This window comes from Chryseobacterium sp. WLY505, assembly GCF_030846215.1.
Classification (GTDB): domain Bacteria; phylum Bacteroidota; class Bacteroidia; order Flavobacteriales; family Weeksellaceae; genus Chryseobacterium.
In genome coordinates, this window is record NZ_JAVCWI010000002.1 from 313,823 (window position 1) to 326,231 (window position 12,409).

Here is a 12,409-nt window from a genome sequence, read left to right on the forward strand (position 1 = left end):
AATAAAAGGGTTAATTTTTATTTGCAATAAGTTATTTCACTATTCATTGAAAGTTTATATTTTTAATACAAAACTTGATTTACTATGAAAAAATACTACTCAATTGCATTTTTACTATCGTCACTAAGTATTTTCGCCCAACAGGCCATATCTTTTGAGCCTATTGAAGGGTTCAACGTTGGAGATATCAATGGACAGGCAGGCTGGATCAGTACTCCCACAGGAGGTGTACCGGAAAATGTTACCCATCAAAGCATCAGTTCAGATAAAGCCAGTGATGGCAGCCGTTCCCTGAGAATTGTTAAAGAAAGTACGTATGGAACGCAGGCAGAGCCAATCATCGGAGGTTTTTATAATCTGTCCGTTCCCCTTGCGTATAATAATTTTTCTGTATCATTCGATATCAATATGTCACAGCTCAACGGTTCTGATTTTGGTTTTCAGGCTGTAAACAATATGGATGATCAGTTTGTCGTAAGACTGGATTTCGGAAAAACCGGGTCGGTAAAGATCCTGGATCTCTTGTCCGGCCTACAAAATCTTATTTCCGCACCCTCAGCCTGGTTGCCGAATACCTGGTATCGGTTAAAAGTCGTAGGAAGTGCCACAGATGTCAGATACTACCTTAATGATGTACTGATCTATACGGGTACAGCAGCAAGTTCCTTGAATATAAACCAGCTTCGTTTTGTTCATAATAATTCGCTGGGATCAGCTTATATTGATCATATTAAAATTAATAGCGAGCTGGGAACAATGGGTGTTCAGGATTCCAGTGCAAATGCTGCAAAAATATCTCTTTATCCTAATCCTGCAACTGATTTTATCCATATTAATGCTGCTGCCAAAGTAAAAAGTATAGAACTTTATGACGAAACAGGTAAGCTGATAAAGACTGAAATAAATCATAATACAATAGAGGTAAAAGGCTTAGCCACAGGAGTGTATATGGTTAATATAAAAACTGAAGAAAGAAATTTTACTGAAAAAGTACTCATTAAATAAATATTTTCCTGTCAGTGGAAACATATGCTCTTTTAGGTGCTTTAATGTATTTATGGATGATTTTTCGGAATTGTTATTTATTCTTAGATTTAATATCTTTATTAATTTTGATTAAAAATATTATGTTAATTTGTTAATATGTGTAAAATATTCATATGTTTTGCTTTTTAGATTTAAAACGTATATATTTGCTTGGAACTAAAAAAATATCATGAAGAAACTTTACATTTTCGCAATTTCGTTGATCTCAATCTCATCTTTTGCTCAACAAACTATTTCTTTTGAAGCCAGTGAAGGATATACTGCAGGAAACATTAACGGGCAGCAGGGCTGGGTTACTACCAATGATGGAGGATTACCACCGGTATACCTGACAAGCCAACTGGTATCAGCTGAAATGGCAAGCCAGGGGTCAAACAGTTTTAAAATAACTACAGACGCACCTTACGGGCCACAGCAGAGCCCTGTAATGGGAGGTTTCTATACCTTCACTACACCATTAACATACAATAGCTTTACCCAATCATTTGATGTAAGACTTACCCAGAAAAGCACATCAAGCTCAGATTTCGTTTTTAGAACAGTAAATACCGTAGGAACAGGAGGAATTGTTACTTATATTGATTTTTCTTATGATGGAAGCATTCTGATTGCAACAGCAGGTTCAAATAATTTAGTCAATACCAATCAAACATGGAATGCCAATACATGGTACAGGGTAAAAATAGTTTCTACGGCTACAGGAATCCAATATTACCTGAATGATGCTCTGATCTACACAGGACAGCCGTTCAGTAATAATAATATTAACAGAATGGATTTTGTACACGATAACTATGGAGGTTCTGCCTATATCGATAATATCAAAATCAATAATGAAGGAGCCTTGTCTACCAAAGACGCCGTTAAAAATGACGTAAAACTATCTATTTATCCAAATCCGGCTACTGATGTGATAAAAATCACAACGCCTAACAAAATCAAACATGTTGAAGCATATGATATGTCCGGAAAGAAAGTGGATGTAACGTTAAACGGAGATCAGGTAAATGTTAGAAACCTGTCTTCCGGAGCTTATTTACTGAATATAGAAACAGAAGGAAGAAACTTCACAGAGAAGTTCATCAAAAAATAATTACTGATAAATCTTAGGATCAGCAAAACGCTCCAATTGGAGCGTTTTTGTTATTTTAGAGAATTAAAAATTTTAATCATATGTCAGATAATAAAACAGCTTATATAACAGGAGGAACCAAAGGAATAGGTTTCGGGATTGCGAAAATTTTACTTGAAAATGGCATTTCTGTAGCATTTTCAGGAAGAAAAAGAGAAGATGTAATGAAGGCGGAAGAAGAACTTAAGCAATATTCAGAAAATGTTTTGGGGATTGTTTCTGATGTAAGAAGCCTGGAAAGCGAGCAGGAAGCTGTAAAATATACCGTTGAAAAATTCGGAAGACTGGATTATATCATTGCGAATGCTGGATTGGGCATTTTTAAGCCTGTAGATGAGTTGACGGCAGAGGAGTGGAACGATATGATAGAAACGAATCTTACGGGCGTTTTTTATACCTTAAAAGCCTCTGTGGAAGAACTCAAAAAGACAGAAGGGTACTATATTACCATTTCCAGTCTCGCAGGAGCAAATTTCTTTGAAAATGGTACAGGATACAACGCTTCAAAATTCGGAGTGGTAGGTTTCACACAGGCCGCCATGATTGATTTAAGAAAATACAACATTAAATCTACGGTGATTATGCCGGGATCTGTAGCCACTCATTTTAACGGAAATATTCCGTCTGAAAAGGACAGTTGGAAGATCCAGCCTGAAGATATGGGGAATCTTATATTGGATATTTTAAAGATGAATCCAAGAGTTTTGCCAAGTAAAATAGAGTTTAGGGCAACAAAACCAGCTAAGTAACTACATCTAATGTATTGAATAATAATTTAATAAGTATTATGCATGCATAATATATTTTTTATTTATATTAGCAAAAATTAATTCAAACAAAATCTCTGCATAAACTGTCATGATTTTATGCGTCAAAAGGGAAAAAATAAAATAAACACATGAAACCTTAAGGTTACATATGACCAATAAAAAATTAAGAACAACATATGAAAATATTAGTTTGTATTAGTAGTGTTCCGGATACTACTTCCAAAATTAACTTTACAGCAGACAAATCTGCTTTCGACAAAAACGGAATTCAGTGGGTAATTAATCCTCTAGACGAATTTGCGTTGACAAAAGCGGTTAAACTTCAGGAATCTCAGGGAGCAACAGTAACAGTAATCAACGTAGGGGATGCTGCTACAGAACCTGTAATCAGAAAAGCTTTGGCAATTGGTGCTAACGATGCAGTAAGAGTAAATCTTGATCCAAAAGACAGCTATTCTACAGCAAAAGAAATTGCAGCTGTAGCTCAAAACGGAGGATATGATCTTATCCTTTGCGGAAAAGAATCTATCGATTATAACGGAGGTTCTGTTCCTGGAATGGTCGCTCAGTTATTAAATCAACCTTTCGTAAATGCTTCAGTAGGATTAGACGTTAACGGAAGCGAAGCTACTGCAGTAAGAGAAATTGAAGGAGGAAAAGAAACTATTTCTGTAAAATTACCGGCAATTATTGCAGGTCAGAAAGGATTGGTAGATGAGAAAGATCTTATCATCCCGAATATGAGAGGAATTATGTCTGCAAGAACAAAACCTTTGCAGGTGGTAGAACCTTCTTCTTCAGAAGTAAAAGTTCAGGGAGTATCTTATGACAGCGTTCCGCCAAGAGCTGCTGTGAAAATGGTTTCTCCTGATAATCTTGATGAATTGGTAAGATTACTTCACGAAGAAGCTAAAGTAATTTAATAAGAATCAAGTAAAAAGTAAAAAGATTCAGGATAAAATTGATGTTACCAGACATAATCTGAATTTCATCACTATTCAGAATTGGATAACCTTGAATCCTGGACGTTAAACCTTAAACAAATTAGAAATGGCAGTATTCGTATACGCAGAAAATATAAACGGAGTTTACAAAAAAGCAGCTTTTGAAGCAGTTTCTTATGCTAAAGCTATCGCTGATAAAGCAGGAGATACCGTTACCGCAATCTCTGTAAACCCAACAGATTCTTCAGATTTATTATACAAATATGGAGCATCAAATGTAATCAATATCAAAGACGAAGGTCTTAAAAATTTCTCAGCAAAAGCATTTGCTCAGGCTGTAAGTGAAGTAGCAGACGGAAATATCATCGTTTTCCCTCACACTACTGATGCTTCTTCTATTGCTCCTATGCTTGCGGTAATGAAGAACTATTCTTTAATTACTAATGCATTGGAAGCACCTGAAAGCCTTTCTCCTTTCCAGGTAAAAAGAAGAGCATTCTCCGGAAAAGGTTTCATGCATGCAAAAGCAGAAGGAAACGGAGTAATTGTTACTGTTTCTCAAAACGCTTTCGGTGTTAAAGAAAACGCAGTATCAGGTTCAGAAGAAGTGAAAAACTTATCTGTTGCCAATGAAGATACTAAGGTGATTTCTCACGAGCAGAGTTCAGGTAAATTAGACCTTAAAGAAGCTGAAGTTGTTGTTTCTGCTGGTAGAGGGATGAAAGGACCTGAAAACTGGGGAATGATCGAAGATCTGGCAAACGTTTTAGGAGCAGCTACAGCATGTTCTAAACCAGTTTCTGATATCGGATGGAGACCTCACACAGAACACGTAGGACAAACAGGTAAAGCAATTTCTCCGAATCTTTACATTGCTGTAGGGATTTCAGGAGCTATTCAGCACCTTGCCGGAGTTAACTCTTCAAAAACTATCGTAGTAATCAACAGTGATCCTGAAGCACCGTTCTTCAAGTCTGCTGACTACGGAGTAGTAGGAGATGCTTTCCAGATTATTCCTGCACTAACAGAGAAAATTAAAGCAATTAAAGGATAAGAAAGTGAATTGTGAATAGTCAATTCGCTTCGCTCGTCAATTTTTTAATTAAATAATTCACTTGCGTAGCAAAATTTACTATTGACGTTTGACAATCACCAACAATACAGATAAAAGCTCGGCTTTCCGGGCTTTTATTTTTGCGTAAAAAAGTGAAAACACAATAAAAAATTAATCTATATTTGTGCTATGGATTATAAGCAGCTAATTATTCGCGGAATATCGTACAGCCAGACCCAGTCGGGGGCGTACGCATTGTTACTGGAACATGAAGAAACACACATAAAATTACCTGTTGTTATAGGAAATTTCGAAGCCCAGTCTATCTCTCTTGGACTGGAAAAAGATATTCATCCACCGCGTCCTCTTACTCATGATTTATTTACAAAATTTATAGTTTCTGCCAATTATGAGCTGATTTCTGTCATCATCTATCAGATTGTAGACGGAGTTTTCTTCTCCAATATCAACTTTAAAAATAAAGTAACAGAAGAAGAACTGATCCTTGATGCCAGAACTTCCGATGCTGTTGCCATGGCCGTAAGATTTGACGCGCCTATATTTACAACACAGCAGGTTTTAAATGAAGCCGGAATTTTACTGGAACTGGAAGATGTTTCAAAAGAAGATCAATCTTTCTCAGAAACTGTACAGACAGAAGATAACTTAAAATCTCTTTCTATGGAAGAGCTTCAGAAATTATTAGATGAAGCCGTTAAAGAAGAAGACTATGATACCGCCCTTGAAATCCAGGAAGAAATCAAGAGGAGGAAAAAGAAAATTGACTAAAGAGATACTTTTTATATAAACTATGAATTTAAAATTACGACTGACCATCCTCAGTTTTCTCCAGTTTTTCGTTTGGGGAGCCTGGCTGATTACGATGGCAAACTTCTGGTTTGGTACAAAACATTGGGAAGGAACTCAGTTTGGAGCTGTGTTCGGAACAATGGGAATTGCTTCCATCTTTATGCCAACCATTACTGGAATTATCGCTGACCGCTGGGTAAATGCGGAGCGCATATTTTCAGTATTACATATTCTTTATGGGGTTATTCTTTTTATACTGCCTCATTCTGCAGATCCGAATTCCTTCTTTTCGGTAATGCTCGTGGCCATGTGTTTCTACATGCCTACCATCGCATTGGCCAATTCAATTTCTTATACAATCCTGAAAAATAATAATCTGGATGTGGTGAAAGACTTCCCACCCATTCGTGTATGGGGAACTATTGGTTTTATTGTAGCCATGTGGATTACCAATCTTAGTGGAAATAAAGCAACAGAAGGTCAGTTCTATATTGGAGGTGTTGTAGCAATTTTCTTAGGAATTTATGCCCTTACACTTCCAAAATGCCCCCCACAAAAACTTATTGACAAAAATTCGCCGTTATCCGAGCAATTAGGCTTAAATGCATTTAAGCTTTTTGGAAACTATAAAATGGCATTATTCTTTATGTTTTCAATGCTTTTGGGAGCTGCACTTCAACTTACCAATGCCTATGGTGACGTATTTTTAAGTGAATTTGCCAATTTCCCTAAATATGCAGACTCATTCGTGGTACAGAGATCTACCATCATTATGTCAATTTCCCAGGTTTCAGAAACCCTCTTTATTTTGGCAATTCCTTTTTTCCTGAAGAAATTCGGAATTAAAAAAGTAATGCTGATGTCTATGCTGGCTTGGGTTTTAAGATTCGGATTCTTTGCGTATGGAGTGCCGGACGGATTCGGACTTTCGTTAATCATTCTTTCATGTATCGTGTATGGTATGGCTTTCGATTTCTTTAATATCTCAGGATCGCTTTTCGTAGAAACAACTACCGACAAAAAAATACGTTCTTCAGCTCAGGGATTATTCATGATGATGACGAACGGTTTTGGAGCAGTTTTCGGAAGTTATGCCGCAGGATGGGCTATTGATAAGTTCTTTACTCATAAGTTTTCAACAGCTTCAGATTTGTCTGCTTATCTGGAAACAACACCTGATAATCCTACTTTCCTGAGCATTTTAAAGAACAGCTTCAACGCAGCTGTTAATACAGATGGAACACTTTCCTCTGTCGTAATGGTAAAAGACTGGCAGCAGATATGGCTTTCTTTCGCAATCTATGCATTAATACTGGCAGTTTTCTTTGCTTTACTATTTAAGCATAAACATAACCCGGAAGATGTATCCTCAGTGAAACATTAATTGAAACTTATTTTTATTAAGATATTAAATTGCATTTTTGAAAAAAGATGCAATTTTTTTATATTCAAATATACTTTTATCAAATATTGCTTCGCTGAATAAAAATATAGACTTCAGATCGATTATAAATACGGAATGTTGATTTTTAATTTGACAACAAATTTTACTTTTATTTAAATAATAATTAAAAATACCGACTCTTTTTTATGTCTAACAAGTGTTCGGGTACGGAATTTCTATTTTTAAAACACACTCTTTAAAAGTGTGTTTTTTTTTGTATTTTGGCACTTTAGTAAATATGAAAAATATTCAGTTATTAGGATTACTATTAGTAATTGTAGGCAGCTTTTTACCCTTGGTACACGTGCCTGTCATCGGGAACTGGAACTATTGGAAGCTTGATCATTATCTGGCTATTGCATGCTGGATCTTTTCCGCTTGTGCCGTTTTTGGAATTGTAAATAACAGTGCTAAAATCGTTAGATTTTTTGGCATTCTGCTTATTCTATTATTCGGATTTACCTTAGTGGCTGTAAAAATGCAATCGCTTCAATACTTTAGCTTTTTACCATTCAAATCCTGGCAGGAAACTTTTGCAGGAATCGTTAAGCTGAAATGGGGTTGGGCGGTTGAGTTTTTAGGTGCTTTTCTCATGGTTTTTGCCGGAGGAAATAAAAAAGTTAACAACAGAACACAAATATAGATATGAACTTCTTAAAAATATTTTCAGCAGGTATTTTGTTGACCGCAGCAACACAGATTCACGCTCAGACAACAGAACAGAAAAAACCGGATAATCCGCCTAAATGTGCGAATATAAAAGAAGGGAAGTTTACAAGACCCAATTACCCTGAAGCAATATGGTATATGACCATTAAAGATAATATTCAAACTGAATATTTCAATAATGGAAAAGACTATATCAAATCGACATTGGTTTTTGTGGACGACTGCAATTATAAGGCAATCGTGATGGAGAAATCCGATAAAAATGATCCCGCACAGATAGGAGATGTCTTCAATAATAAAATAGTAGCCACTCAGGATAATCTTCTGAAAGTGAATACCAAAATTGAAGGGACTCAGTTTGATCTGGTATACGTAAAAGTAAAATAAATTCTAACTATAAAAATGGAATCTTTATTCCGTTTCAGCTAAATAAAAATTATATACATGAAAGAAGTATTCATTGTTTCCGCAGTAAGAACACCTATGGGGAGTTTTATGGGAAGCTTATCAACAGTTCCGGCTACAAAACTGGGAGCAACTGCCGTAAAAGGAGCATTAGATAAAATTGGTTTAGATCCTAATCATGTTCAGGAAATCTATATGGGAAATGTTCTTCAGGCAGGAGAAGGCCAGGCGCCGGCTCGTCAGGTTGCTTTAGGAGCAGGTCTTTCAATCAATACACCTTCTACTACAGTAAATAAAGTTTGTGCTTCAGGAATGAAGGCTGTAACAATGGCAGCTCAGGCGATCAAAGCTGGTGATGCTGACGTAATTGTTGCCGGAGGTATGGAGAATATGTCTTTAGTTCCTCATTATTACAATGCAAGAGTGGCTACAAAATTAGGCGATATCAAAATGCTTGACGGAATGGTACTTGACGGTCTTACAGACGTATACAACAAAGTACATATGGGAGTATGCGCAGAAAAATGTGCGGTAGACTATAATATTACAAGAGAAGATCAGGATAACTTCGCTGTAGAATCTTACAAAAGGTCTGCAAAAGCCTGGAGCGAAGGTAAATTCAACGAAGAAATTGTACCGGTTTCTATTCCTCAGAGAAAAGGTGAACCTGTCATCTTTGCTGAAGATGAAGAATACAAAGCAGTAAACTTTGACAGAATTTCAACACTTCCAACGGTATTCAAAAAAGAAGAAGGAACAGTAACTGCAGCAAACGCATCTACTTTGAATGACGGTGCTTCTGCATTAATCCTTGTTTCCAAAGAAAAAATGGAAGAGCTTGGACTGAAACCTCTTGCAAAAATCGTTTCTTACGCTGATGCAGCACACGAGCCTGAAAACTTTACAACAGCTCCGGCAAAAGCGTTACCAATCGCTCTTAAAAAAGCAGAATTAGAAGTTTCAGATATCGATTTCTTCGAATTCAATGAAGCGTTTTCAGTAGTAGGATTAGCTAACAACAAAATCTTAGGATTAGATGCTGCGAAAGTAAACGTAAACGGAGGTGCTGTAGCATTAGGACACCCACTGGGAAGTTCAGGTTCAAGAATCATCGTTACATTAATCAACGTATTGAAGCAAAATAATGCGAAATACGGAGCTGCTGCGATCTGTAATGGTGGTGGTGGTGCTTCTGCAATTGTAATTGAAAACTTATAATTGACACATACAAACACATGTTGTGTTTAGGATATAAAAATCGGGGTCTTTGTACCCCGATTTTTTTGTTACAGAATAGAATGATACTACCTTTCAATCATCATTCAGACTCATCAATACATCATTTACCAATATAGACGGAGGTGTTTCAGACCTTATAAAGTATACAGTAAGATTAAAACTTTGCTGAATGATTTCAATGCCTTACAATTATTATTTTCAAAATAATAGTAAAAACCGTAGAATATTCCGTAGTTTTTCTATTTTTGTGCTACTAATATATATTTGAAATGTCTGAAACTGAGAATCGACAGCCTAAAAACATAAAGAATAATCCGAAAATTATGAAAGCCTGGGCTGTATATGACTGGGCAAATTCTGTTTATTCCCTGGTGATTACCTCTACCATTTTTCCCATTTATTACTCTATCCTTACTACCGCTTATGAGAAAAAAGAATATGTGGCGGAAACAAAAACATGGATTGATGTTCCGGTAAGGCATATGATCAAAATTTTCGGCGAAGAATATCAGCCGGATGCTGTATACGGATATTCCCTTACCATATCATTCTTTGTTGTGGTATTACTGTCCCCATTTTTGTCTTCATTAGCGGATACCATTGGAAACAAAAAATCTTTCCTGCAGTTTTTCTGTTATCTTGGTGCAACATCCTGTATGGGATTGGCCATGTTTACAGGAATGCATAACGTATTTTTAGGACTTTTATTCAGTATTACAGCCAGTGTAGGTTTCTGGGGAAGTTTAGTTTTTTATAACTCTTTCCTTCCGGATATTGCCACACCAGACAGGCAGGATGCACTTTCTGCAAGAGGATATGTATATGGATATATTGGTTCTGTAGTTTTAGTGGTCATCTGTTTGGTATTGATTCAGGTTTTTGCCAAAGGAGCAGCCCAGCAGCTATTGTTCACAAGAATCAGTTTCCTTTTAACAGGAGCATGGTGGTTCGGGTTTTCTCAATATACCTTCAAACATCTTCCACAATTTGGGGATGTGAAAGATAAACTTCCTAAAGATTTAGTACTCCTGAACTATAAGAATATCTTCAAAAAACATGAGGAGCAGGGTGGCTTCTTTGAAGTATTTAAAGATAATCTGAGCTTCTATAAAGATATTGCAAAAGAAAGTTTTCACGAACTGTTTAAAGTGGGAGGCGAGCTTTTCAAAGATAGAAATCTGAAATTCTTCCTTTCAAGTTTCTTCTTCTACAGTGTAGGGATGCAGACGATTTTCCTGATGGCTACATTATTTGGAAAAAGTGAAATTAATCTTGCTCAGGATAAGCTGATCGGAACTCTTTTGGTGATTCAGATTGAAGCGATTATCGGAGCCGTTATTTTCTCAAGATTATCCAAAAGAATCGGTAACAAAAATGTTATTTCAATTGCGATCATCCTATGGATTGTAGCTTGTCTTTGGGCTTATTTCCTGAATAAAGAAAATCCTACAGTAGAATACCAGTTTTATGGAGTTGCTGCAGTAGTAGGGTTGGTAATGGGTGGTCTTCAGGCGATGTCGAGATCCACCTACTCAAAACTTCTTCCTGAGAACTCAATGGAGAATACAACCTATTTCAGCTTCTATGATGTGTTGGAGAAAATTGCTATTATCATCGGAACATTTATCTTTGCAACATTGATTGAACATTTCAATAATATGCGTATTGCAGCATTGTCCATGACTATATTCTTCGCTGCAGGATTGGTTTTAATCAGATTCCTGAAGGTTAAAATGAGAAAAGACAGAGAAACATTATAAAATTAAAAGACGTTATTTTTAACGTCTTTTTTTATTATGGTAATTCATTGAATTTTATCTATGAAATTATATTTATTTACCATATTTTTTTCGTATTTTTAATAGAAGAACTGAAGAAAGTAAAATAGAAGACAATTCGGCCTGAGTTTTGCTTATATTCAGCGGAATAATTTTTAACTTTGCAAAAAGATTTATTGTCAATATGACCAACCCTTTATTTTATGCAAAAATAATCCTGTTTGGAGAATATGGAATGATTGAAGATTCCCAGGGGCTTGTAGTACCTTACAGCTTCTATAAAGGAACTTTGAAATTTTCTGATCTGAGTTCTGAATTTGAACTAAATTCCAACAGACATCTGCAGAAATATTCTGAATTTCTTACAGCACTTGACCTTTCCGACGACTTTAAGTTGGATATCGAGAGCTTCAAAAATGATATTTCAAACGGACTTTTCTTTGATTCCAATATTCCTCAGGGATATGGAGTAGGAAGTTCCGGGGCTTTGGTAGCTGCTATTTTTGAAAAATATTCAGTCAGCAAACTAAATCCTGAAAACATTTCAAAAGATAATCTTAAAAAATTAAAAGCTGTTTTCGGTGAAATGGAAAGCTATTTCCATGGAAAAAGTTCAGGAATGGATCCACTGATCTGTTATATGAATCTGCCCATTCTTATCGAAAATAAAGAAAATTTAGACAGGGTAGCTATTCCGGAAGGTGAAGAAGGAAAAGGAGCTATTTTCCTGATAGATTCCGGAATGACTGGTGAAACAGGACCTATGATCCAGATTTTCTTCGAAAAAATGAAAACAGAAGGTTTCCGAAAAACCCTGAAAGAAGAGTTCATCCGTTATAACAACGCATGTATCGAATCTTTCCTTAAAAAAGACATGAATCCATTCTTCAGAAATCTTAAAAAGCTTTCTCACTGGGCTTATGAACATTTCCGTCCTATGATTCCTGAAAGTATTTTTAACATCTGGAAAAAAGGTCTGGATTCTAACGCTTATTATCTGAAACTGTGCGGTAGCGGTGGAGGCGGCTATATCTTAGGATTTACCAAAGACTATGCAAAAGCAGAAAAAATGCTTGATGGCTTCCAAAAAGAAGTGATTTACAGATTTTAAACAGAT

At 36.0% G+C, this 12,409-nt stretch carries 12 protein-coding genes; all 12 read left to right on the plus strand.

What is annotated here, in order from left to right; genetic code table 11:
• The first annotated feature begins 84 nt into the window (after positions 1-84).
• A complete protein-coding gene (locus tag RAH34_RS06875; protein WP_306595606.1) occupies positions 85-1,005 on the plus strand; it encodes a T9SS type A sorting domain-containing protein in 921 nt (306 codons plus the stop codon).
• 211 nt (positions 1,006-1,216) lie between these two features.
• Entirely contained in the window at positions 1,217-2,140 is a 924-nt protein-coding gene (locus RAH34_RS06880; RefSeq protein ID WP_114821352.1) for a T9SS type A sorting domain-containing protein, read from the plus strand.
• Positions 2,141-2,220: 80 nt separating this feature from the next.
• Complete coding sequence (locus RAH34_RS06885; protein ID WP_079241856.1) at positions 2,221-2,928, plus strand: SDR family oxidoreductase; 708 nt, start codon at positions 2,221-2,223, stop codon at positions 2,926-2,928.
• A 197-nt stretch (positions 2,929-3,125) separates the two neighbouring features.
• Positions 3,126-3,872: an electron transfer flavoprotein subunit beta/FixA family protein gene (locus tag RAH34_RS06890; protein WP_034697635.1), complete on the plus strand. Its 747-nt coding sequence runs from the start codon at positions 3,126-3,128 to the stop codon at positions 3,870-3,872.
• Positions 3,873-3,999: 127 nt separating this feature from the next.
• A complete protein-coding gene (locus tag RAH34_RS06895) occupies positions 4,000-4,947 on the plus strand; it encodes an electron transfer flavoprotein subunit alpha/FixB family protein (protein ID WP_047429869.1) in 948 nt (315 codons plus the stop codon).
• Between the two features lie 189 nt (positions 4,948-5,136).
• Positions 5,137-5,736: a bifunctional nuclease family protein gene (locus RAH34_RS06900; RefSeq protein ID WP_034697639.1), complete on the plus strand. Its 600-nt coding sequence runs from the start codon at positions 5,137-5,139 to the stop codon at positions 5,734-5,736.
• A gap of 22 nt (positions 5,737-5,758) precedes the next feature.
• A complete protein-coding gene (locus RAH34_RS06905) occupies positions 5,759-7,141 on the plus strand; it encodes a nucleoside permease (protein ID WP_114821353.1) in 1,383 nt (460 codons plus the stop codon).
• Between the two features lie 298 nt (positions 7,142-7,439).
• On the plus strand, positions 7,440-7,844 hold the full coding sequence (locus tag RAH34_RS06910) for a hypothetical protein (RefSeq protein WP_110010253.1): 405 nt from the start codon (positions 7,440-7,442) through the stop codon (positions 7,842-7,844).
• Between the two features lie 2 nt (positions 7,845-7,846).
• On the plus strand, positions 7,847-8,257 hold the full coding sequence (locus RAH34_RS06915) for a hypothetical protein (protein WP_306595607.1): 411 nt from the start codon (positions 7,847-7,849) through the stop codon (positions 8,255-8,257).
• 57 nt (positions 8,258-8,314) lie between these two features.
• Complete coding sequence (locus RAH34_RS06920) at positions 8,315-9,493, plus strand: acetyl-CoA C-acyltransferase (RefSeq protein ID WP_306595608.1); 1,179 nt, start codon at positions 8,315-8,317, stop codon at positions 9,491-9,493.
• Between the two features lie 290 nt (positions 9,494-9,783).
• Entirely contained in the window at positions 9,784-11,274 is a 1,491-nt protein-coding gene (locus RAH34_RS06925; RefSeq protein ID WP_114821355.1) for an MFS transporter, read from the plus strand.
• Between the two features lie 202 nt (positions 11,275-11,476).
• Positions 11,477-12,403: a mevalonate kinase gene (locus RAH34_RS06930; protein WP_306595609.1), complete on the plus strand. Its 927-nt coding sequence runs from the start codon at positions 11,477-11,479 to the stop codon at positions 12,401-12,403.
• Positions 12,404-12,409: the final 6 nt, after the last annotated feature.

What these genes read in the sequence shown, in the direction of transcription:
- RAH34_RS06905 (WP_114821353.1), top strand. Translation starts at nt 5,759, where the DNA reads ATGAATTTAAAATTACGACTGACCATCCTCAGTTTTCTCCAGTTTTTC.
- RAH34_RS06895 (WP_047429869.1), top strand. Translation starts at nt 4,000, where the DNA reads ATGGCAGTATTCGTATACGCAGAAAATATAAACGGAGTTTACAAAAAA.
- RAH34_RS06930 (WP_306595609.1), top strand. Translation starts at nt 11,477, where the DNA reads ATGACCAACCCTTTATTTTATGCAAAAATAATCCTGTTTGGAGAATAT.
- RAH34_RS06900 (WP_034697639.1), top strand. Translation starts at nt 5,137, where the DNA reads ATGGATTATAAGCAGCTAATTATTCGCGGAATATCGTACAGCCAGACC.
- RAH34_RS06920 (WP_306595608.1), top strand. Translation starts at nt 8,315, where the DNA reads ATGAAAGAAGTATTCATTGTTTCCGCAGTAAGAACACCTATGGGGAGT.
- RAH34_RS06910 (WP_110010253.1), top strand. Translation starts at nt 7,440, where the DNA reads ATGAAAAATATTCAGTTATTAGGATTACTATTAGTAATTGTAGGCAGC.
- RAH34_RS06915 (WP_306595607.1), top strand. Translation starts at nt 7,847, where the DNA reads ATGAACTTCTTAAAAATATTTTCAGCAGGTATTTTGTTGACCGCAGCA.
- RAH34_RS06890 (WP_034697635.1), top strand. Translation starts at nt 3,126, where the DNA reads ATGAAAATATTAGTTTGTATTAGTAGTGTTCCGGATACTACTTCCAAA.
- RAH34_RS06880 (WP_114821352.1), top strand. Translation starts at nt 1,217, where the DNA reads ATGAAGAAACTTTACATTTTCGCAATTTCGTTGATCTCAATCTCATCT.
- RAH34_RS06885 (WP_079241856.1), top strand. Translation starts at nt 2,221, where the DNA reads ATGTCAGATAATAAAACAGCTTATATAACAGGAGGAACCAAAGGAATA.
- RAH34_RS06875 (WP_306595606.1), top strand. Translation starts at nt 85, where the DNA reads ATGAAAAAATACTACTCAATTGCATTTTTACTATCGTCACTAAGTATT.
- RAH34_RS06925 (WP_114821355.1), top strand. Translation starts at nt 9,784, where the DNA reads ATGTCTGAAACTGAGAATCGACAGCCTAAAAACATAAAGAATAATCCG.